A 20881-nucleotide genomic window follows, 5' to 3' on the forward strand; every position below is an offset into this window, starting at 1 on the left:
CACTCCAATTCCCTTCGCACACCCCCCGAGCAGCGAAAGGCCACCACCCCCATGACCCGCCCCGACGACCACCCCACGCCCGACCGGATGCTGCGCGAGGCCGCCTCCCGCCTGGACCGGCGCCGCTTCCTCACCGTCACCTCGGCCGCCGCCGCGCTCGCCTTCAGCGTCAACCTGCCCTCCGCGCACGCCGCCGACAACGAGATCGCCCCGCGCGCCATCGGCGGCGATCCCTTTACCCTCGGCGTGGCCTCCGGCGACGCCACCTCCGACGCCGTCGTGCTCTGGACCCGCCTGGCCCCCCGCCCGCTGGAGCCCGGCGCCGGCCTGCCGCCCACCGGCTCCGTCCGGGTCGGCTGGGAGATCGCCCGCGACGAGAGGTTCCGCCGCGTCGAGCGCCGCGGCACCGCCCGCGCCCACGCCGAGTTCAACTACGCCGTCCACGTCGACGTCGACGGCCTCGACGCCGCCCGCACCTACTGGTACCGCTTCACCGTCGGCACCTGGGCCAGCCCCGTCGGACGCACCCGCACCGCCCCGCCGCGCGGCCGCAAGCTCGACAGCGCCCGCATCGCCTTCGTCTCCTGCCAGGCCTACGAGGACGGCTACTTCACCGCCTTCCGCCACCTCGCGGGCGAGGACCTGGACGCCGTCTTCCACGTCGGCGACTACATCTACGAGTACGGCATCGACGCCGCCGGCGGCGACCGCAAGTACACCGACCGCACCCTCGCCGCCCACTTCAACCACGAGACCACCACCCTCGAGGACTACCGGCTGCGCTACTCCCTCTACAAGAACGACCCCGACCTCCAGGCCGCCCACGCCGCCCACCCCTGGTACGTCACCTGGGACGACCACGAGGTCGAGAACAACTACGCCGCCGGCATCCCCGAGAAGAACCAGGACCCGGCCCCCTTCGTCGCCCGCCGCGCCGCCGCCTACCGCGCCTACTGGGAGAACCAGCCGCTGCGCATGCCCCAGCCCCGCGGCACCGAACTGACCCTCTACCGGCGCGTCCACTACGGCCAGCTGGCCCAGTTCGACATCCTCGACACCCGCCAGTACCGCGACGACCAGGCCAACGGCGACGGCTGGCAGTACCCCACCCCCGAGTCCGACGACCCCAAGCGCACCCTCATGGGCGCCACCCAGGAACGCTGGTTCGCCGACGGCCTGCGCCACTCCAAGGCCACCTGGAACGTCATCCCCCAGCAGGTCGTCTTCTCCCGCCGCAAGAACACCACCGCCGAGCGCTCCAAGCTCTCCATGGACGCCTGGGACGGCTACCCCGCCGCCCGCGAGCGCTTCCTGAAGGCCGTCGACCAGTCCGGCGTCAAGAACCTGGTGCTGCTCACCGGCGACGTCCACGTGGCCTACGCCCTGGACGTCAAGCGCGACTTCAACGACCCCAACTCCCGTACGGTGGGCGTGGAGTTCGTCGGCACCTCGATCAGCAGCGACGGCGACGGCGAGGAGAAGCCGTCCAACTGGGGCAACCTCATGGCGGCCAACCCGCACATGAAGTTCTACGACGGGCGCCGCGGCTACACCGTGCTCACCCTGGACCGCCACCGGGCCCGCGCCGACTACCGCGTCGTCTCCCACATCACCCGCCCCGGCGGCACCCTGTCCACCGCCGCCTCCTTCACCACCGAGGCCGGCAACCCGGGCATCCGCCCGGCCTGACGGCCCTTGGCCTCCCGGTCCCGCCGCCTTGAGGGAGGCGGCGGGGCCGGGTGCCGCTCAGGCGGCCGGGTGCCGTGCAGGCGGGCCGGGTGCTGCTCAGGCGCCCCGGACGAGGCGTTCGACGACGGCCGCGGCCTGCTGCGGGTGCTCCTCCAGCCAGGCGTCCAGGTGGCGTCGGACGGCCTCGGCGACGCAGGCGCGCACGGCGGTGTTGCCGAGCACGTCCAGGGTGGAGCCGTGGAACTCGGGCTCGTCGAGCTTCACCGACACGACCGCCGTCAGGCCCGCCCAGGCCTGCCCGGCACTCAGGCCGGGTTCCGCCGGGGCCGGCCGGAGCCGCTTGCGCGCGTACGCGTCGAGCGCGGCCGCCACCCCGTCGCGGAAGCCGAGTTCATGGGTGCCGCCGCGCGGGGTGGGCCGGCTGTTGGCGAAGCTCCGGACCCGCTCCTCGCCGTCGGCGCGCCAGCGCAGGGCCACCTCCACCGTCCCCGCCATCCGCGGGTCCTCGCCCTCGAAGGCGACGGTGCCCGTGACGGCGGGCGCCGCGTCCCGGTTGTCGAGGAATGCGACGAAGTCCTGTGCCCCGCCGGGGGAGTGGAACCGCTCGGACCTGGGCTCGCCGGGCCCGCGCCGGTCGGTCAGTGAGATGTCCAACTCGCGGTTCAGGAAGGCCAGTTCACGGAATCGGTCCGCCAGGTCGTCGAAGGAGAGCAGCGCTGTCCCGAAGACCTCGGCATCCGGCCAGAAGGTGAGGACGGTCCCGCTGCCGGTCGCCGGGCCCGCGTCGGTGAGCGGGGTGACGGCCGTGCCGCGCGCGTACTCCCGTTCCCAGCGCACCCCCTCGCGCCGCACCTCGGCCGTCATCCGGCTCGACAGGGCGTTGACGGCGGCCGGGCCCGCGGCCCAGTGCCCGAGCGCCACGTCGCGGCGGCCGCCACCGGGCCCCGCTCCGGCGTTCAGACGGGTCAGCAGGGTGTCGAGGTCGGGCTCACCGGTGCCCTCCGCCCCGCGGACGGGGACGCCCGGGCCGTCGTCGGCGACGCGCACGCCACCGTCGGAGGTGAGGGTGACCTCGACGCGGCCGGCGCGTCCGGCCAGGACCTCCCTCACCGCCCGGTCGGCGACCTCGAACACCAGCTGGCGCAGGCCGCGTTCACCGGTCGAGCCGATGTACATCCCGGGCCGCTTCCGTACGGCTTCCAGGCCCTCCCACACCTGGATGCGGGCGGCCTCGTACCCGGTCTTCTCCTCGTTCACGATGTCCCCTCCGAAGGTGTCCGGCAGAGCTCCACAGCCTAGGCGAATTTCGGCATAATGCCAGGTCAGAGCCTGTTTGCCGAGGGCGCAGGCGGGCGCGTGAGCGCCTGCCCGCGGGCGCCCGCCGCAGGGGTCCCGGACGCCCGCCGGAGCGCGGCCCCGCCCCCGCCGGGGCCGCGTACGGGGCCGTTCCGGGCGCTCCCGAGGTCCCCCGATCCAAGTTTTTCGCGCCCCGCCCGCCGGCGGACCCCGGCAAGCCGGTGTACCTGCGGCCCGCCATCGTCGGCCTGCTCGTCCCGGCGGTCCTGATCCCGCTGATCGTCGTCATGGCCAAGCGCGACCCCGAGTTCGCCGAGGCCGGCGACTGCATCCACAACAACAACCCGATCGCCGCCGCCCTGCCCGGCGTCGTCGACAGCAACCCCGACATCGACGTGGTCCCCTGCTCCGACCCGAAGGCCGAGGCCCGCGTCGTCGGCCGCGAGAACGACACCACCGACGGCGAGAACGCCTGCCGCAAATACCCCACCGCCGACGGCTACTTCACCTCCAAGCACGGCAGCGACAAGTACACCCTCTGCCTGCAGAGCCTGGAGACCCCCAAGCAGCCGAAGCCGACCACCATCTTCGGCCCCGTCAACCCGTAGCGAGGCGCCGCGCCGGGTCCCTCGCCGTACTCGGCCGGCCGATCCTTCGCCGAACGGCCCGGCGCCGGGCCGTTCGCTGTCACCGGGGGCGGTGGGCAGGGGAGTTGGGGGTGTATGTTCGCACCCAGCCGTCCAGAAGGGCGAAGGCCATGGGGATCTCCACGCACGCGATGGTGCCGCCGCTCCTGGTGGCCGCACTGGTCCTGCTCGCCGTCAGACTGGCCCGACGGCACCGCGCCGGTGCGCCCGTACCGCTGCTGCCGCGCTCGCTGCCGGCCCGCGCCGTCGCAGCGGCCGTCATCGCCCTGGTGATGCTCTCCGGAGCGCTGACCGGAGACCCCTGGTCGGCGGTCGTCCCCGCCCTCACGCTCGGCGGCCTGACCGGCGCCCTCGTGGACCTCCGCTACGGCTCCCCGCGCTGACGCCCGCCCGCGGCGCTGCCCGGGCGGTCCGTCAGGAGGCGGACGGCTCGATCTCCCCGGCGAAGACGATGACCTGGTCGATGAGGCTCCGCCGCAGATGGACGACGTCCGTTCCCGCCAGGCGGGGGCCTCCGTCCGGCGTGGTGAAGACCCACTGGTAGCGGGCCCACTCGCCGGGCATGTCCACCGCCGAGCAGCGCGTCATCGTGCCGGTTCCCGCCGGGTGGCGCCGGATGTCCAGCACGAACTGCTCGACCGCCGCGATTCCTTCGCTGCGGCCCAACGGCCCCCAGAAGACCACGTCGGAGGTCAGGGCCTGGGAGAGCAGGGCCGTCACATAGGTGTCGTCCGAGGCGTTGAACGCGGAGATGAACGTGTCGATCGCGGAGCGTGCCGTCTCTTCCTGCATACCCCAGTAATACCAGCCGCTGCGCGTACGGATCAGGAAGAGGGCGAGCACCAAGGGCGGCAGCACCCACGCGGCACCCCGTGCCGCCCGGGCTTCCGCCCTCGATCCGCACGCCGCCGCCCCGGTTTCGAAACCGGGGTGGCGCTGGACCCAGTGGGTGACCAACCGGCTTTCCGCGGAGGACTCGGCGGTCCGTCCCGTGATGGGACCGCATGCGCCGCACGCCCACCGGAACCGCGCCACCGGGCTCCCCGCCCGCGCAAATCCCCGGTGAGGAGCGGTACATGGCCTCCAGGGTGTTCGCAAGGGTTCCGGCACGGGGCGGAGCGGCACACGCCTCCGGGCTCAGCGGCAGGTGGCAAGGCCGCCCGGGTGCGGGCCGGCCGCCCGGGCGGCCCGCAGCGCCGCCCTGGCACGGGCCGCGCCGGGGCGGGTGGCCGCCTCGCCGCCGCCGACCGCGACGGGGCGGGGGGCGAGGCCCGCGCAGGGGCCGCAGATGCCGGGTTCGGGCACCGGGTCGTGGCACGCCGCGCACTCGGCGTACCGAAGTGCCCCGGTCCGTACGGTGCTTGGGGCGGGCGGCAGCTTGTGCTCCAGGCGGTGGCGGAGGACGGCGGCCGCCGAGTGCATCGGGGCGGGCAGGCCCGGCAGCAGGGCCTGGGCGAGGTCGGCGGCGGTGCTGCCGCGTTCCAGCCACCGGGCGACCAGGGGAGCGAGTGCGCGGGCTTCGGCCTCGCCCAGGCGCAGTCGCGGTTCGGGGCGGATCACCCGGAACAGCGTGGCGACCGCCTCGCGGAGCTGCTCGTCGGACTGCCCGCCCGGCCGCCCGTCCGCCCGCCCGTCGGGCGGTTCGACGGGCGATTCGGCGGGGAGGGTGGGTTCTTGGTGCCGGTCCTTTGAAAGGGTGTCAGCGCGGCCGGTGCTCGCTCCACCAGGGACCGGGCGGGTGGTACTCGGCGCTGCGGCCCGAGGGACGTCGTAGACGTGGGTCTCGGTGATGATCGTGCCGTCGGGCAGGCGGATCTTCTCGACCCGGTAGTACCCGGCGTCGGCCAGCTCCTTCAGGGCCCTGCGGACCGCGCCGCGCCCCTGGGGGCTGGTGTCGGCCATGTGCCGGCCGTCCTCGCGCCAGCCGTCGGGCCGGGAGAGGAGGTCCGCGAGCAGGCCCCGGGCGGTGTAGGAGAGCCGTCGGTACTGGAGTACGGCGTTGGGCAGCACGGTGAAGTTGCGCACGGGGGCGCTACGATGGACGCGCATCGGGAGTGTTGGCTCCTGTTGCCGGACCCCGGGGTGTTAGCGCACCGCCGGGGTCGCCTGTTTTCGGTTGGATTACGGAACGTACCACAACGGTCACGCACAGAACGGGCGTTCGCGACAACTGCCCTGATGGGGGCGCTCCGCCACCCGGCGTCAGCCGGGGGTGCCCGGGCGGTGGACGCTGAGGTCGCCGTAGGAGCGCAGGGCGCCGGCCGGGTCGCCGGGCTTGTCCCGCAGGACGGCGTCCAGGAAGGCGAGGGTGGCCGCGGCGACGGTGCGCGGGCCCCCGGTGCGGCCCAGGGTGCCGACGAGCGAGGGCACCGGCGGCAGGTACAGGGGGCCGTCCATGAAGGTGAGGTGGGCGGCGCCGGGGACGGTGAGCCGGTAGCTCGGCGCGGTGCTGGAGTCGAGCGCCTCGGTGAGGCGGGGCAGGTAGCGCGGGTCGCTGTCCGGGGTGATGGCCTGGGTGAGCGCGAGCGTCGGCCGGTCGAGGGCGGGCGCGGTGGGGCCGTGGGGGTAGCCGTCCAGGTCGACGACGGCGGCGAAGCGGCGGTCCTGCCGGGCCGCCTGCAGGGCGGCGGCGCCGCCCATGGAGTGGCCGGTCACCGCGACCCGGCCGGTGTCCAGGCGTCCGGTCAGCGGGTCGGCGATCCCGCCGCGCTCCAGGGCGTCCAGCTGGGTGAGGACGAAGCCGAGGTCGCCGGCCCGGACGGCCGTCCAGCCGGCCGCCAGCTCGTCGTCCTTGTCCCGGTCGCCGCTGGAGGCGGTCTCGGTGCCGATCGTCCGGCCGTCGGCGAGGACGACGGCGGCGGAGTCGTACGGGTGGTCGAGGGCGGCCACCACGTAGCCGTGGCTGGCCAGTTCCTCCGCCCACGCGGTGTTCTGGGTGCGCACCCCGCCCGACCCGGGGGAGAACAGCACGACCGGGAACCGCTCGCCGCCGCCGGCCACCGGGGCGTCGAAGACCGAACGGCTGCGGGCGCGCGGGACACCGTCGACCAGGAAGCCCGGCAGGCCGACGCCCCGGGCGAGGGCCCCGGAGACGGTGCGCGCCTCCTGCGCGGTGCGTCCGAGGTACTGGGCCCGCTGCGCGCCCGCGGGGATCTCCCCTGCGGGGTACCAGAGTTGGACCACGACGGTGCGCAGGTCGTTCGGGTCGGCGGTGAAGGTCTCGGGGCGGTGCGGGTCGGTCCACTGCACCACGCGGGTGCCGACCGCGAAGCCGCCCGACGGCTCGGGGAACACCGGGACGGGAAAGGCCCAGGCGGCCACCGGGCCCGTGGCGATCAGGCCGACGCAGGCCGCCGACCCCGGCAGCGCCAGCCACCAGCGGGCCCGCCACGCCGGCCGTCCGGTACGGCGGCGCAGCGGCCGCAGCAGGGGAGCGAGGGCGAACGGCGAGGCGAGGGCGGCGCCCGCCAGGACCGGCAGCAGCTGCCAGCGGATGCCCGCCGCGCCCAGCGCGATCGCGCACGGCACGAGGACCGCCCCCGCCGCGATCGTGGCGCGCGGGCGGGCGGCGGGGGGCAGCCAGCGTGCCGTCACCAGCGCGAGGGCGGCCAGCAGGGCGAGGATTTCCAGGGGGGACATGGGCAGTCCCGGGATGATCTCGGTCACCTGGCCATGCTCGGCGCCGGGCGCGCGCCGCCGCATCGGCCACCGGTCGCCGCCGCGTGCCACCGGGGGAGCGGTCCGGCGCGGTCCGGGTACGACCGCGGTGGCAGCCGGGCAGGCCTGGGCGGCGGGCGCGCTGCGACCACGGGAGGTGGCGGGACTCCTCCTGCGGTCGTATGCCGGCGCGGGGCGATCAGACGGTGGGATCATGCGCCGCGCGGGGCCGGCGGCCTACCGTGACAGGGCCGCGGTACGTGCCGGGGCGGCGGCACGCACCCGGGGCCGCGCAGGCGTACGGTCCCCGTGCCCGACGTGCCCGACGTGCCCGACGTGCCGGACGTGCCGGACGTGCCCGACATGCCGGACGTGCCGGACCCGGGGCCGCCTTGACGCCGAATCGACAGGGACGTGCGATGACCGAGGCGGCCGCCGAACCCGGCCACGCCCACCGGAACCAGGCGCCGGTGCGCGTCCGCGTGCGGGCCCGGTGGGCGAGGACGGCCGCACGGCTGACCGGCTACGCCGACCTCGCCTGCGCACGAGCCGTACGAGCCGCGCGAGCCGCACGAGCCGCGCGACCGCTGAGAGCCGCCGCGCGCTGGCGCTCCCGGCTGCCGCCCACGGCGTGGGACGCCCTGCTGGCGACGCTCCTGCTCCTCAACGTCGCGACCACCCGCGCGCCGCACGAGCTGCCGGTGGCCGCGGCCCTCACCGCCGCCCTCACCCTGCCCCTGCTGTGGCGGCGCCGGGCCCCGCGCACGGTGTTCGCCGCCGTGGCGGCCGCGGCCCTCGTCCAGTGGCTGGCCGGTGTCCAACTGCCCGCCGACGTAGCCCTGTTGGTGGCCCTCTACACGGTGGCGGCGAACTCGGGCCGGCGCGGCACGCTCATCGCCGGCGCCGTCGTGGAGGCCGGGGCGGTGCTGGCCTGCCTGCGCTGGTCGACGGACGGCGCGTTCCTGACCCCCTTCGTCGCGGTCACCGCGCTGGCCGTAGCCGCCGCCGTCCTCGGCGTGAACGTGCGCACCACGCGCGCCTACCTCGCCGCCCTGGAGGAGCGGGCCGCACGCCTGGAACACGAACAGGAGCAGCAAGCGCGACTGGCCGCCGCCGAGGAACGGGCGCGCATCACCCGGGAGATGCACGACATCGTCACCCACAACCTGTCCGTCATGGTCGCGCTCACCGACGCCGCCGTCTACGCCCAGCACCGGTCGCCCGACAAGGCCACCACCGCGATGCTCCAGATCTCCGAGACCGGCCGGCAGGCCCTGACCGACATGCGCCGCTCGCTGGGCGTCCTGCGCACCGACGAACCGGACGCGCGGCGCCACCCGCTGCCCGGCATCGCCCAACTGGCCGCCCTCGCCGACCAGATGGGCGCCGCCGGGCTGCCCACCGGCCTCGACGTCCACGGCGGCCACGCCCACATCCCCGCCACCGCCCAACTCACCGTCTACCGCCTGGTACAGGAAGCCTTGACCAACACCCTCAAGCACACACCCGCCGGCACCCGCGCGACGGTCCGGATCCACTGCGCGGCCGCGACCGTCACCGTGGACGTCACCGACACCGGCCCCCACCCGCCCCAGCCCGCCGCCGCCGCTGCCGTCGTCGTACCGCCCGGCCACGGCATCCCCGGCATGCGCGAACGCTCGGCCGCCTACGGGGGCACACTGCACGCCGGACCGCTTCCCGACGGCGGCTGGCGGGTCCACACCCGCCTCCACCTCGACAGCGCCGGAGCGCCGCCCGCATGACGATCCGCATCCTGATCGCCGACGACGAAGCACTCCTCCGGATGGCCTTCAGTACCGTCCTGGAAGCCCAGCCCGACATGGCACCGGTCGGCGAAGCCGCCGACGGCGCCCAGGCCGTACGCCTCGCCCGCGAACTGCGCCCCGACGTCGTCCTCATGGACGTCCGGATGCCCGGAACCGACGGCATCGAGGCGACCGGGCAGCTCATCGCGGCCTCGCCGCAGAGCAGAGTGCTCATCCTCACCACCTTCGACCTGGACGAGTACGCCTTCGCCGGGCTCAACGCCGGAGCCTCCGGCTTCCTGCTGAAGAACGCCCGCCCCGAGGAACTCCTCACCGCGATCCGCAACGTCGCCGCCGGCGACGCCGTACTCTCCCCGCGGATCACCCGCCGCCTCCTGGACAACCTCCGCCCGCACATCCCCGACGGCCGCAACCCCGACCACGACGAGCGGCTGAACCGGCTCAGCACCCGCGAACGCGAGGTACTCGTCCAGGTCGGCCGCGGCCTGTCCAACACCGAGATCGCCGCCACCCTGCACCTCGCGGAGGCCACCGTGAAGTCCCACCTGGGCCGCATCCTCCACAAGCTCGAACTCCGCGACCGCATCCAGGCCGTGGTCCTCGCCTACGAAACCCGCCTCATCCACCCGACATGACCCGCCCCCCGGTTGCCGGGCCAGCCCAACCCACCCGCCGCGCACAGGAATTCGGCCCGGCCGACTTCTCGACGCACGGTAGGGAAGGCCCCAAGCGCAGGGCGCACGACCGGTGTCGAGCGCTCTGCCTCTCTCGGGGGGGCGGAGTTTGCTCACAATCTGTACGGGAACCAGTATGGCGGAGGTTGGCGTGCAGCAGGTCATCTGCGGGCGGCAGCCCGGAGTGGGCACAAGGCACGGACCTGTAGGAGGCCATCATGCTTTCCCGCCTGGCCTGGACCGCGGTCGGCGTCGCGGCGCTGATCCTGACCACACCCGCGGCCTACGCCGCCTCGCCCGAAACGGCGGCTGTCCGCTCGCCCACACACGTGTACCACCGCGTCGCTGCGATCCGCGACGGTGACGCAATCTGCTTCTCCGTGCGGCCGCTTCCGTATGTGGACAGGAAATACGCGGACGAAGTGACCGTCGTCCAACGCGAGGTCCGTTTCCGTTGCGTCCCGCAGGACGGTGAACCACCCTACTACCGCGTTTTCACGATCGGTCTCCCCGTGATCTCGTGATCCGGCGACATCCACGGCAGATGCCGCCCTGACTGACGCAGCCCTCCGGTCCGTCCTTCTCCGAAATTCCGCTGCGGGAAAGCTCGTTCAGTCGCCGGGGCGGTGCCCACCGCCCCGGCGACAGGAACGCCCACTCGCCGGGCAGCTCGTACGGCGCTTGCCGCGGGGCCGGTGTGACACGCCTCGGGAACCGTACCGCCGTCGGCTGCACCGCAGCGGCAACTGCCCGACAGGGGCCACGGCCAAGGCCTGGCCTACCGCGACGAGCCGTCGAAGCGTTCGAAGCCCGTCTCCATGTCACCGCGGAACGTCAGCGCGTCGAGGCCGATGCCGAGTGCGCCGAGCAGGATCTCCAGTGCCGCGTCGGCGTCCGGCTCGGACCGGCTCACCCACACGAACGTGCTCGGTTCGACCCCGCCTTCGAGCCGGCTGAGCGCGAAGTCCACGCGCTGGATGCGGAACATGGCGACATCGACGGCTCCCAGATCTTCCCAGCTGCGTTCGACTGTCAGTCGCAGGCGGGCCGCCAGCGCCTCCAGCGGCGGCTTCAGCCCTGCCACAAGCCGGAACGAGGCGGCCGCGTACTCCCACATGCCCTCTTGGAAGGCGGGGTTCTTCCCGGTGTAGTACGGGGGGCTCGGCGCCGGTTGCCAGTCCGGCTCCGGCCCTGGTACCTCGAACCCGGCCACAATCCCGCCTTCCGTCTGAACACCTCTTCGAGCGTCACGGTATCCGAAGAGGAACGCGCCAGGGGTGCGGGCGCCGAGCTCCTTGACGGCCAGGGGCGGGCCGGCGGCGTACTCCTCGGGGAGGTGTCACCCGCCGCGCGCAGGAAGTCGGCCCGGTCGACTTCCTGCGCGGCGAGGCTGGCCGTCCCCTGGTTACGGGGTGAGTCGCAGGTGGATCGCGAGGACGCCGAGTTGCTCCTTCTCGGGTGGGTGGATCTCGCGGCAGGCGGTGAGGAGTTCGGTCCGGCTCATTCCCTCGGAGCCGATCGCCTCCGGGTCCTCGGTGTCGAGCATGGCGTCGAAGCTCGGGTACTCCGCGACGCCGGTGATGTGGGTGCGGCAGTGGGCGTCGTCGGACCCGAAGACGAGTGTGCCGAGGTGGGCAGGGACAGTTCGGCTGGGTGTTCGGGTAGGGCCTTTCCCGGGGTGTCGGACCTGGGCCCCCGACGGCGAAGGGCGGTTACTGCACTTGATCGGGCTATGGTGGTAACCACCTGACAGGTGAGGGATGGTTCCGGTAGATCTGTGCGCGTGAATGACTCCACGCCCGAGGGCGACGAGCCCGCCTCCTTCGTCGAGAACGCGAAGAGCCTGTACAGGAAGCACAAGCCGAAGATCACCGCCATCGGCGGTGCAGTCTGCGTCGTGGCCCTCGCCATCATCGTCACCAGTCTCGCCGAGGGGCGGGACTCCGAGGATGCCGAGGACCAGGAACAACTCTCCGCCCCCGAAGCTACGGACCAGACTCGTTGGTCCTCCAGCGACTATGACCGCGACCCCTTCCTGCGAAGGCTCCCTGCCGGTCAGCATGCCAGTGAGGAGGCCAACGCGAGGTACAAGGAATTGACGGGTAACAACCTTCCGCCTGGTTACACCTTGGTTCGCCGGTGGTTCTTTCCGAAGGACTCCTCAGAGGATGAGACCCCCGGCGAAGCCGCAGCCTGAGCGAAGGCACTGTCGCATCTCATTCCTGTGCAGTGCTGACGGACGCCCTGCAGAACGTCTTTACCGCCGCTGACCTCCGGAAATCTGCGAAGCTGGGGGTGCGTGCCATTGCCCGTACCGATCGGCCGGATGGCGGCCTTGGACAACCTGCTGCCCACCGCGCGGCGCCGGCGCGTCAAGGCCCGCAGCCGCGAGAACCCGACGAGCACGTACGGGCCGAACGCGGGAGAACACCCGCAAACCACCCGGACCCATGCCCTTACCGTCGAGATCCACGCCATGGAAGACAGGCCTGCAGCACGCCGCCGCCGGTGGACGCGACGGCGTTGGAGTCCTGGTCGTCTTCGAACCAGGTCAGGATGGCCTTCACGCCTTGGGCGACTTGTAGATGGTGGCGGCCATCGCTCCCAGTTGCTTGTTGGCCTTGAGCGCGAGGTCGATGGCATCGCTCACGGAGTCGCTGGGCACCGGGATGTTGTTCACGTAGATCGCGAAGGCGTAGCGGTGGCCGTCCTTCGCATCGATGTAGCCTGCGAGCGCCTTCGTGCCGAGGGCCAGCTTGCCCTGGTAGGGGCTGACCAGGGTGCCGGTCTTCGCGCGGATGTGTCCTGCGGCGGGGTCGGTGCGGTCGATGACGTCGGCGAGCGAGCCGTCGACGCCCATGTTCGGCATGGAGTCGTAGAAGACGTCGAAGTCGTCCTGTCGTGCCAGGTGTCGCAGCAGCGCCACCTGGGCGGTCGGCGTCGCCTTGTCGCCGGGGAGGCCCTGGGCGTCGACGAGGCTCACCGAGTTCGGGTCCACTCCTGAGCGGGCGAGGAACTCCTTCTCGGTCTTCATGCCGTCCGCATAGGTTCGTTGCCCGTTGTGTGCCGCCATCAGCGGCGGCAGCAGGTTCGCCCCGAGGTTGTGGCTGACCTTGTTGATGAGCTTCGCGTACTCCTTGAAGGGCGGAGAGGTGTAGGTCGCCGATACGGGCAGCGAGTTCACTTCCGCCGACGGGGGGAGCCTGCTGTCGGGGTTCGCTCCCAGCGAGGGGGCGGACACGCTGACGCCGTTCCTGGCGAGTGCCTCGATGAGGACGGTGCGGGCGAACGCCGCCGGGTCGGGGACCTGGTAGGTCGTCACGAAGGGGGCCTTCGCGTCCGCGGGCACGGAACCCCGGACCCGGATGTGACCGGGGCTCACGTTTTCGGTCGTCACCGCCGGCTTGCTTCCGGCGGGTGTGGTCGTCACCTGCGCGTCGACGCCGAAGGCGGCCGTCTTCGGGCGCCAGTCGACCTTGGCCGGCTCGCCGGGTGCGCCCGGCGTGATGAGCACGTCGATGAGGTTGTCGTTGACGATGGTCGGGGTGACCGGTATCCCGCCGATCGACACCGGATCCCAGAGTCGGTTGTCGATCACCACGTCGCCGTCGACGTGGCGGACTCCGCTGGCCGCGACCTGTCGGGCCAGCTCGTTGACGCCCGCCAGCGGGTCCTCTGCGGTGATGGTCGCCATGCCGGGGACGGCGTTGGCGTCGTAGTGGTCGAAGTCGGGGACGTCCAGTCCGCCTGACGCGGTGGTCCGCCCGCCGAGTGCCAGGTCGCCGTTGCCGACCAGGATGAGGTCGCCGGAGAGCCGCCCGTCCGCGGAGACCGTACCCGAGTGCACCACGGGCGTACGGAAGCGATGGTCGTCGCCCAGGACGTCGAGCGCGGCACCGACCGCGAAGGTCTTGGCCGTCGAACCGGTCATGAACTGGGAATCGGCGCCCTTGGACTGGACGACCTTCCCGGTCTGCAGGTCGGCGACCTGCAGGCCCCACTGGCCCGACGACCACGGCGCGGTGCTCATGAGCTTCTGCAGGTCGGCGCTCACCCGTGCGGCACCCGGTGCGGGAGAGGCCGAGTCGTCCGTGGAGTCGTGGGAGCACGCCGTCATCGCCACGGCGGCCGTCATCGAAGCGGCGAGCGCCAGGGCCGTACGCCGCCGTACCCGAGGTGTCCTGATTCCGGAGAGGGAGTTGCTTGGCATTCGTTCTTTCCTGTTCGACTTTCCTGTTCGGCTTTCGCGCCCGATCGAAGGCTTCCGGCCTGGTTGCCGCGCGGCGGTCAGGGCTTCCCGCCCTTGCCGATGGCGATGCTGCCGTTGCGGGTCCGGACGGCCACGGAACGGCCGCTCGTGTCGTCCTTCGCGACGTTCACGGTGACGTCGCCCTTCTTCGCGGCCGTGCGGACCGCGTACGTCGAGTCCGGCAGGCCCAGCTCGACGTCGCCGTCCCTGCTCTGCACGTCGACCAGGTCGGGCACGGCGGCCAGGCGCAGGTCGACGTTGCCGTTGCGCGAGGTGACGCTGACGGACCGGGCGGAGATCCCGTCGCCCTTGATGCTTCCGTCGCCGCCTTGCAGGGCCAGCCTGGCTCCGTGGAGGTCCGACAGCCGGACGTCGCCGCCGGCGGTCCGGGCCGAGAAGTCCGTGGTGAAGCCGGTGGCCTCGATGCGTCCCTTGCCGCTCTCGGCGGTGACGGCGACGGCGCGCGGCACCTTCACGGTGTACTTCGCGCCGCAGCCCACCGAGATCCCCGTGCAGTCCAGCGAGAGTGTGAGCGTGCCCCCTTCGAGCTGCCAGCCGGACCCCACCTCCCCGCCGACCTTCGTGCCGCTGACCCGTCGTTCCACCTGAACGCCCTCGATGTCGGCGGCCACCAGCGTGAGGTCGGCGGAACCGGAGTCGACGGTCAGGCTGCCGCCGGCGAAGTCGAAGGACTTCGATTCCACGGTCGCGTCGGTCGAGGCGCCGTCCGTGGTGCAGGCCGTGGCGGCGAGGCCGAGGAGGGCGGCTCCGCCGAGGGCGAGAAGCGTGCGGGTGGTCGGTTCCATCGGGTTCTTCCTTCGTCAACGAGCATGAACGGGCATGGTGGTGCGGGTTCCCGCGCCCCGGTTCACGAGCGCAGCGCCCGGTTCACGAGCGCAGCGCCCGGACCGCGACCGTGCGCGACACCCGGGCCGCCTGCAGGACCAGCGCGAGGCAGGTGGTGACCAGCGTCGCGGCGGCGAGCGCCCCGAGCGTGGCCCAGGGGAGGCCCGCCAGGACCCGGACGGCGTCGGTCCGGGCTCCGAGGGCGGTGGTGAGGCTCGACACGGCGACGAACAGCGCGCCGAAGACGATCGCCGTCCCCGCGTAGATCGCCCCCTCGTAGACCATCGACCGGGTGACCACGCCCGGCCGCGCACCGGCCACCGTCACGACGGCGCAGTCGCGGGCGCGCTCCCGCCCGACGAGGGCGATCACGGCGAGGCCCCCGACCCAGGAGACGACGAAGACCCAGCCCAGCACGACCAGGATGTTGTCCAGCCCGGCGTTGCCTCCGGGCATGACCTTCCCCATCACCATGAAGAGGCCGACGAACGACAGGGAGAGCGCGAAGGGCAGCACCGTGGTGACGCTCCTCGTCGCGCGGGCCCGGCACGACTGCACGGCCAGGTGCCAGGCGACGCCGCGCGAGGGCACCAGCGCCGTCCAGAGCCTCATCAGCGGGGTGAGCACCCACGGCCCCATGAGCAGCAGCAGGCAGAGGAGGAAGAGGTTCCCGGCGAACGCGAAGGCCGTCCGCTGGGCGAGTCCGCCCTCGAGTTCGAGGCCCAGGCCGGGGATCCACATCCCGACCACGCCGGCGAGCAGGCACAGGGCGAGGGCAGCGCGGGCGACGCCCGGCCGTGCCGGGGGGTCGGAGAAGTCCCGGAAGGCGCGCATCTCCGGCGTCCTGGCGGCCCGCCGGGTGACGCCCCAGCCGCCGAGCAGGCACGGAACCAGTCCGAACAGCACGCTCACGCCGACGTACCAGAACCGGAACCCGGCCGAGGCCCCGTGCAGTTCGAGACCCGTCCCCTTCCACTGAGCGAGGGCGACACCCGCGACCAGCAGGGCGAGCGGTGCGGCCAGCGCGCCGGCCACCGCGCCCAGCACCACCGTCTGCGTCCGCAGGACGAACCTGACCCGGCGGCGCGGAATCCCGAGGATCACCCACAGGGCGTGCTCGCGCCGCTGGGTCGTCAGCGTCAGGCCGACCGCGGAGGCGACGACGCCCACGGCGGCGAGCACGGTGAAGAAGACGATGTTGCCGCCGAGGGCGATCGACGCGGAGACCATCCGTGCGTCACCCGCCGCCCGCGCCGCCGAGACGGCGGTGAACATCGCGATGGCCGAGCCCGCCGAGCACGCCGCGCCGACCGTGGCGCACAGGAGCGTCCACCACCACATCGACGCCTGCAGGCGGATGTCCGACAGCACGAGCCGGATCACGACTCCTCCCCGCCCGCCTCGTCCGCCGACTGCGCCGCGAGGACGGCGTCGCCCACCGCGCGGGAGTCGCCACCGGGGATGACGGCGTGTACCCGCCCGGACCCCATCACCACGACCTGATCGGCCCGCGCGGCCGCGTGGGGGTCGTGGGTGACCATGAGCACCGTGCTCCCCTGCGCGGGAAGCGCCTGCAGCCAGTCGAGCACCACATGACCCGACTTGAGGTCGAGCGCCCCCGTCGGCTCGTCGGCGAAGACGATCCGCGGCTGGTTCGCCACCACCCGGGCCACCGCGACGCGCTGGCGCTCGCCACCGGAGAGGCGGTCGGGGCGTCGCCGCGCGTGCTTGGCGATGCCGAGCCGCGCCATGGCGTCCTCGACCCGCGCCCTGGGCACCCGGCGGCCGGCGAGCCGCGCCGGCAGGGCGATGTTGTCCTCGACCGTCAGCGAGCTGACGAGGTTGTACTCCTGGAAGACGAAGCCGATGTTCTCGCTGCGGAACGCGGCCTGCTTGCGGGGGCTGAGCGAGCGGACGTCCGTCCCGAGGATCTCGACGGACCCCGCGGTCGCCCGCTCCAGCCCGGCCGTGCAGAGCAGGAGCGTCGACTTGCCCGAACCGGAGGGGCCGACGACGGCGGTCAGCCGGCCTTCGGGAATCTCCAGGTCGATGTCGTGCAGGACGCGCGTCGTCTCGCCCCGGCGGCCGGGAATGGGGAATTCCGTCCGAAGGCCGCGCAAACGAATGCACGGCACGGGAGCGGCAGTGGGAAATGGCATGAATCAAGGAAAACAGGGCCGGGCAGTGGAGTGCACGGGAGCCTGCACTGCTATCGGAGGTAGACTTGGATCTACCGCCCGACCGGTCCGAACCGTGCGAAAATGTCGATCATGGCGCAGATTCGTGTTGCCCGGAGGCTGCTGACCGAATTCGTCGCAGCGGCCGCCTTTCCGATTCTCCTGATTTCCGTTCTCGCCGCACCGGTATCGGTTCCGGTGGTGGCCGAACTGGACCGCTCCAGGGCGCAGTGGTGCGGAGTCCGGACGATGCCGCTGCGGCCCGCCGACCGCAGCTGGCCGCAGTGGGTGGCCGGCCGGCTGCGGGCACGGTCGGTGTGGAGGACCGACCTGCCCGTGTTCGTCACCGCCGCGCTCCTGTCCGCGCTCTCGCTGCTGGTGGGCTTCTTCGGATTCCTCGGCGCCCTGGCGCTGGTGTTCTCCCCCGTCCTCTGGGGTTTCGGCATCGCCGCGGAAGTCGGCCCGTTCACCCCGGCCGCCCTGTGGGAAACCCTCGTGGCGGTGCCCGCGGGAATCGCCCTCGGCGCGGTCACCGTGGGCGCGCTGACCGGCGTCTCCCTGCTCCGCGACCTGCTCCTGCGGGCCTTCTCGGGGAGCCGGAACCCCGACCTGCTCGCGAAACTGGAGGAACTCCGCACCAGCCGGGCCTCTCTGACGGCGGCCTTCGAGAACGAGCGCCGGCGCATCGAGCGCGACCTGCACGACGGCGCCCAGCAGGAACTCGTCGCCCTCGTCATGCGCCTGGGAATCCTGGAAGCCGCGGCGACGGCCACCGAGCAGGAACGGATCGTCCAGTTGGCCCGCCAGGCCCAGGCCCAGGCGGAGCGCGCGCTCGAACGGCTGAGGGAGACGGTGCGCGACATCCACCCCAGCGAACTGAGCGATCTCGGCCTCGTCGCCGCCGTCCGGGAACTGGTGGCCAGATCACCGTTGCGGGTCGAACTGACCAGCACCGGTACGGACGCCTGGCTCTCCTCGCCGATCGCCGCGGCCGTGTACTTCACGGTCTCCGAGGCCCTGACGAACATCGCCAAGCACGCGGGCGTCGGGAGCGCCCGGATCGACATGCGGTGCACCGAGGGCGGCGTCCGCGTCCGGGTGGGCGACGACGGCGCCGGCGGCGCGCGGATCAGCACCGGATCCGGGCTCTCCGGGCTGCGTGAGCGGATGCGAAGCGTCGGTGGGAACCTCGAAATCACCAGCCCGCCGGGCGGCGGAACGGAGGTCGTGGCATCCGCCCCGGCCCAACCCCCGTGGTGACGGAATTCGACAGGGAAAGCGACGGGAAATCGATTGTGAGAATCATCCTGGCGGACGACAGTCTGCTGATACGCGCCGGAATCCGGGAGATCCTGGTTTCCAGTGCCCACGACGTGATCCGCGAATGCGAGGACGCCGACGAACTGGTCGCCGCCGTCGACGACCTCGCCGCCGCCGGAGCCGCCCCCGACCTGGTGATCACGGATGTCCGCATGCCGCCCGGGAACACCGACGACGGACTCCGGGCCGCGATCGACATTCGGTCGCGGCACAAGGACCTGCCGGTCCTGGTCCTCTCCGCCTACGTCACGGGCCCGTACGTGCACGAACTCCTGAACGGCCCGGGCGCCGACGGGGCGGTCGGCTACCTGCTCAAGGAGAAGGTGGGCAGAGTGGCGGACTTCCTGCGGGCCGTCGAGACGGTCGCCGGCGGCGGAGTGGTGATCGACCCCGAGGTGGTCCGCCACGTCACCCGCGCCGACCCGCCGCGGGGCCCGCTCGCCCGGCTCACGGCCCGCGAACAGGAGGTGCTCGCCCTCATGGCCGAAGGCCGCTCCAACGCGGAGATCGAGGCAGAACTGTTCCTCTCGGGCGCCGCCGTGGCCAAACACGTGGGGAACGTCTTCCTGAAACTCGGCATGCCCTCCGGCGAGGACAACCGCCGGGTGAAGGCCATCCTGACCTGGTTCGAATACAACTAGGGCCTGTGTGAGGTTGCGATCAGTCGGCGTCTCGCAGGAGGTCGTCGACCCAGATCATCGAGGCGCGGAGGTGGAGGCCGGCGAGGTAGCTTTCGGGCTTCTTGTCGCAGCGGGTGGCGATGCCTCGCCAGGCCTTCAGCCTGTTGATCAGGCGCTCGACGGTGTTGCGCTCCTTGTAGAGATCCGCGTCGTGGCCGACCGGCCGGCCACCCCTGCTGCCCTTCCTCTTCCTGCTGGCGGCCTGGTCTCTCTTCTCCGGGATGACCGCCTTGATCCGGCGTTTACGCAGGTAGGCGCGGTTGCCGCGGGACGAGTACGCCCTGTCCGCGGCGACCGCGCCGGGCCGCGTGCGGGGGCGGCCGACGGGCCCACGGACGCGGACCTTCTCCAGCACGGGGACGAACTGCGGGCTGTCACCGGCCTGCCCCGCGGTCAGCACGAGTGCCAGGGGACGGCACCTGCGGTCGGCGGCCAGATGAACCTTGCTGGTCAGCCCGCCCCGGGACCGTCCGAGGAGGGCTTCCTTCAGGCGGAGCCCACGACGGAGCCGGGCGCGTCGCCGCTCGTCCTGTCCGTTCTGTTCCTGCGGCTCGCCCCTTTTTGTCGGGTCTCCTCCTGCTCCCGCGCGGCCTCCTCCAGGGCCTCCATGATCTCCTCGTCGACGAGCATCCCGGCGGCGTCGTGGTGAGCCCGGACGGACGTGGAATCCACGCTGACCAGCGACAGGTCCGCTGTCCCCTCGCGAGCGGCCTGGGCGATCAGGCCTTCCAGCAGGGCGGTGAAGACGCCCGCGTCCCGCCAGACACGGAATCGGCCGTAGACCGTCGGCCAGGGACCGAACTCGGAAGGCATCTCCCGCCACTGGGCGCTGCAGCGGAACCGCCAGATCACGCCCTCGAACTGCTCCCGAAGCCGCTCGGGGTACGGTCCGAACCTCCCGATCGGCAGATAGGGCTCGATCAACTTCCACTGCTCGTCCGTCAGTTGCCTGCGCGTCACGACCAACCGTTCTACCGGGTTCTGCCCTCAGGTGAGGGCAGAACCCGAAGACTGATCGCAACCTCACACAGGCCCTAGGACTTCAACGCCGTAGCGTCCACCGGCGGCGGCGTGCAGCAGAACGGTGCAGCTGATCCGCTCCGTGGCCGGACCCGGCCGCCGAGCATCCGGCCGACCGGGGAGATCCTTGGTTCAGACCTCGCCGAACTCGTCACTGCGGAGAGTGGTGACGAACGGTTCCCAGGCCTTGGCGGCAAAGATCAGGGCCGGTCCGTTCGGGTCCTTGGAATCGCGGACGGGCCTCACGTCGGGGAATCCGGGCGCCACCTCGACGCAGGTGCCCCGCTGTTGCCGTACCCGGACTTGTGCCAGCTGGCGTCGGTGCAGCGCGGATCACGTCGAGCGAAGCCACCTTGGACAGAGACTCCGTCCGGAGCTGATCGTCGTGCTGTCGGATCGGGCCGCCCACACCACTCGCCCCCGACTCCCGCGCAGGAAGTCGGCCCGGCCGACTTCCTGCGCGGGTGAGGCTGGCTCCTGGTTACGGGGTGAGTCGCAGGTGGATCGCGAGGACGCCGAGCTGTTCCTTCGCGGGTGGGTAGATCTCGCGGCAGGCGGTGAGGAGTTCGGTCCGGCTCATTCCCTCGGAGCCGATCGCCTCCGGGTCCTCGGTGTCGAGCATGGCGTCGAAGCTCGGGTACTCCGTGACGCCGGTGACGAGGGTGCGGCAGTGGGCGTCGCCGGATTCGAAGACGAGGGTCTGTCCCGGACGGATCCTGCGCATGCTCGGGTAGCCGACGCGTACCTCGATGGTCTTGGTGCCGGCGGCGATCAGGTCGAGGTAGGGGCGGCGGATCCGGATGACGCGTTCCTGGTCGGGCATGGGATGGTGTTCCGCT

The 20881-nt window shown here is 72.4% G+C and carries 21 protein-coding genes and 1 pseudogene; 9 read left to right on the forward strand and 13 right to left on the reverse strand.

All coding sequences use genetic code 11. The features are described 5' to 3' along the window. The first annotated feature begins 51 nt into the window (after window positions 1–51). Window positions 52–1689, forward strand: a complete 1638-nt coding sequence (locus ACFY4B_RS18770; protein ID WP_387968964.1) for an alkaline phosphatase D family protein — start codon at window positions 52–54, stop codon at window positions 1687–1689. Window positions 1690–1785: 96 nt separating this feature from the next. Here the strand turns inward: ACFY4B_RS18770 and ACFY4B_RS18775 are convergent, their stop codons facing one another. Then, entirely contained in the window at window positions 1786–2946 is a 1161-nt protein-coding gene (locus tag ACFY4B_RS18775; RefSeq protein WP_387968967.1) for a DNA gyrase subunit B, read from the reverse strand. 260 nt (window positions 2947–3206) lie between these two features. On the opposite strand from ACFY4B_RS18775, the gene ACFY4B_RS18780 reads away from it, so the two are divergent. Both ACFY4B_RS18780 and ACFY4B_RS18785 read left to right on the forward strand, forming a co-directional pair. After that, window positions 3207–3593 carry a hypothetical protein gene (locus tag ACFY4B_RS18780; protein WP_387968970.1) on the forward strand — a complete coding sequence of 129 codons (387 nt, stop codon included), beginning with the start codon at window positions 3207–3209 and terminating at the stop codon, window positions 3591–3593. Between the two features lie 149 nt (window positions 3594–3742). After that, window positions 3743–4015, forward strand: a complete 273-nt coding sequence (locus ACFY4B_RS18785) for a hypothetical protein (protein WP_074006318.1) — start codon at window positions 3743–3745, stop codon at window positions 4013–4015. A gap of 31 nt (window positions 4016–4046) precedes the next feature. Here ACFY4B_RS18785 and ACFY4B_RS18790 read toward each other — a convergent pair whose 3' ends face one another. The 3 genes from ACFY4B_RS18790 to ACFY4B_RS18800 form a co-directional block, all read right to left on the reverse strand. Then, window positions 4047–4424, reverse strand: a complete 378-nt coding sequence (locus ACFY4B_RS18790) for a nuclear transport factor 2 family protein (protein ID WP_049660939.1) — start codon at window positions 4422–4424, stop codon at window positions 4047–4049. Between the two features lie 345 nt (window positions 4425–4769). Further along, window positions 4770–5681 (reverse strand): hypothetical protein, encoded by a 912-nt coding sequence (locus ACFY4B_RS18795; protein ID WP_387968973.1) that lies wholly within the window; start codon window positions 5679–5681, stop codon window positions 4770–4772. Between the two features lie 153 nt (window positions 5682–5834). Next, window positions 5835–7334: an alpha/beta hydrolase family protein gene (locus tag ACFY4B_RS18800; RefSeq protein WP_387968975.1), complete on the reverse strand. Its 1500-nt coding sequence runs from the start codon at window positions 7332–7334 to the stop codon at window positions 5835–5837. 374 nt (window positions 7335–7708) lie between these two features. Here ACFY4B_RS18800 and ACFY4B_RS18805 point away from each other — a divergent pair, with 374 nt between their 5' ends. The 3 genes from ACFY4B_RS18805 to ACFY4B_RS18815 all read left to right on the forward strand — a co-directional run bounded on the left by ACFY4B_RS18805 (window position 7709) and on the right by ACFY4B_RS18815 (window position 10274). Further along, window positions 7709–9052, forward strand: a complete 1344-nt coding sequence (locus tag ACFY4B_RS18805) for a sensor histidine kinase (RefSeq protein ID WP_387968978.1) — start codon at window positions 7709–7711, stop codon at window positions 9050–9052. Further along, window positions 9049–9711, forward strand: coding sequence for a response regulator (locus ACFY4B_RS18810; RefSeq protein WP_380779658.1), 663 nt, complete (start codon window positions 9049–9051; stop codon window positions 9709–9711). The genes ACFY4B_RS18805 and ACFY4B_RS18810 overlap by 4 nt, the downstream gene beginning before the upstream one ends. Before the next feature lie 257 nt (window positions 9712–9968). Then, window positions 9969–10274: a hypothetical protein gene (locus tag ACFY4B_RS18815; protein WP_387968982.1), complete on the forward strand. Its 306-nt coding sequence runs from the start codon at window positions 9969–9971 to the stop codon at window positions 10272–10274. 254 nt (window positions 10275–10528) lie between these two features. Here ACFY4B_RS18815 and ACFY4B_RS18820 read toward each other — a convergent pair whose 3' ends face one another. After that, window positions 10529–10867, reverse strand: a complete 339-nt coding sequence (locus tag ACFY4B_RS18820; protein ID WP_387968984.1) for a hypothetical protein — start codon at window positions 10865–10867, stop codon at window positions 10529–10531. Between the two features lie 288 nt (window positions 10868–11155). Continuing rightward, window positions 11156–11296 carry a hypothetical protein gene (locus ACFY4B_RS18825; RefSeq protein ID WP_387968986.1) on the reverse strand — a complete coding sequence of 47 codons (141 nt, stop codon included), beginning with the start codon at window positions 11294–11296 and terminating at the stop codon, window positions 11156–11158. A 237-nt stretch (window positions 11297–11533) separates the two neighbouring features. Between ACFY4B_RS18825 and ACFY4B_RS18830 the strand changes: the two genes are divergently transcribed. Next, window positions 11534–11947 carry a hypothetical protein gene (locus ACFY4B_RS18830; RefSeq protein ID WP_387968989.1) on the forward strand — a complete coding sequence of 138 codons (414 nt, stop codon included), beginning with the start codon at window positions 11534–11536 and terminating at the stop codon, window positions 11945–11947. A 366-nt stretch (window positions 11948–12313) separates the two neighbouring features. Here the strand turns inward: ACFY4B_RS18830 and dacB are convergent, their stop codons facing one another. The 4 genes from dacB to ACFY4B_RS18850 form a co-directional block, all read right to left on the reverse strand. Further along, the gene (gene dacB, locus ACFY4B_RS18835; RefSeq protein ID WP_387968992.1) at window positions 12314–13960 is read right to left on the reverse strand and encodes a D-alanyl-D-alanine carboxypeptidase/D-alanyl-D-alanine-endopeptidase; all 1647 of its coding nucleotides are present in this window, start codon (window positions 13958–13960) and stop codon (window positions 12314–12316) included. Window positions 13961–14037: 77 nt separating this feature from the next. Next, complete coding sequence (locus tag ACFY4B_RS18840) at window positions 14038–14805, reverse strand: DUF4097 family beta strand repeat-containing protein (protein ID WP_387968995.1); 768 nt, start codon at window positions 14803–14805, stop codon at window positions 14038–14040. A gap of 82 nt (window positions 14806–14887) precedes the next feature. Continuing rightward, a complete protein-coding gene (locus tag ACFY4B_RS18845; RefSeq protein WP_387968998.1) occupies window positions 14888–16228 on the reverse strand; it encodes an FtsX-like permease family protein in 1341 nt (446 codons plus the stop codon). After that, a complete protein-coding gene (locus ACFY4B_RS18850) occupies window positions 16225–16965 on the reverse strand; it encodes an ABC transporter ATP-binding protein (RefSeq protein WP_079136449.1) in 741 nt (246 codons plus the stop codon). Before ACFY4B_RS18850 ends, ACFY4B_RS18845 begins: the two co-directional genes overlap by 4 nt. Window positions 16966–17223: 258 nt before the next feature. On the opposite strand from ACFY4B_RS18850, the gene ACFY4B_RS18855 reads away from it, so the two are divergent. Together ACFY4B_RS18855 and ACFY4B_RS18860 are read left to right on the forward strand one after the other, a co-directional pair. Beyond that, window positions 17224–18282, forward strand: a complete 1059-nt coding sequence (locus tag ACFY4B_RS18855) for a histidine kinase (protein ID WP_387969001.1) — start codon at window positions 17224–17226, stop codon at window positions 18280–18282. A gap of 32 nt (window positions 18283–18314) precedes the next feature. Further along, the gene (locus ACFY4B_RS18860) at window positions 18315–18983 is read left to right on the forward strand and encodes a response regulator (protein WP_387969311.1); all 669 of its coding nucleotides are present in this window, start codon (window positions 18315–18317) and stop codon (window positions 18981–18983) included. 19 nt (window positions 18984–19002) lie between these two features. Here the strand turns inward: ACFY4B_RS18860 and ACFY4B_RS18865 are convergent. The 3 genes and pseudogenes from ACFY4B_RS18865 to ACFY4B_RS18875 all read right to left on the reverse strand — a co-directional run bounded on the left by ACFY4B_RS18865 (window position 19003) and on the right by ACFY4B_RS18875 (window position 20865). Then, window positions 19003–19982, reverse strand: a pseudogene (locus ACFY4B_RS18865) (IS5 family transposase). 192 nt (window positions 19983–20174) lie between these two features. Beyond that, the gene (locus ACFY4B_RS18870; protein ID WP_375874274.1) at window positions 20175–20309 is read right to left on the reverse strand and encodes a DUF397 domain-containing protein; all 135 of its coding nucleotides are present in this window, start codon (window positions 20307–20309) and stop codon (window positions 20175–20177) included. Window positions 20310–20523: 214 nt separating this feature from the next. After that, window positions 20524–20865 (reverse strand): ASCH domain-containing protein, encoded by a 342-nt coding sequence (locus tag ACFY4B_RS18875; RefSeq protein ID WP_387969004.1) that lies wholly within the window; start codon window positions 20863–20865, stop codon window positions 20524–20526. Window positions 20866–20881 lie beyond the last annotated feature (16 nt).

This window comes from Kitasatospora sp. NPDC001261 (assembly GCF_042896795.1).
Taxonomy (GTDB): Bacteria; Actinomycetota; Actinomycetes; order Streptomycetales; family Streptomycetaceae; genus Kitasatospora.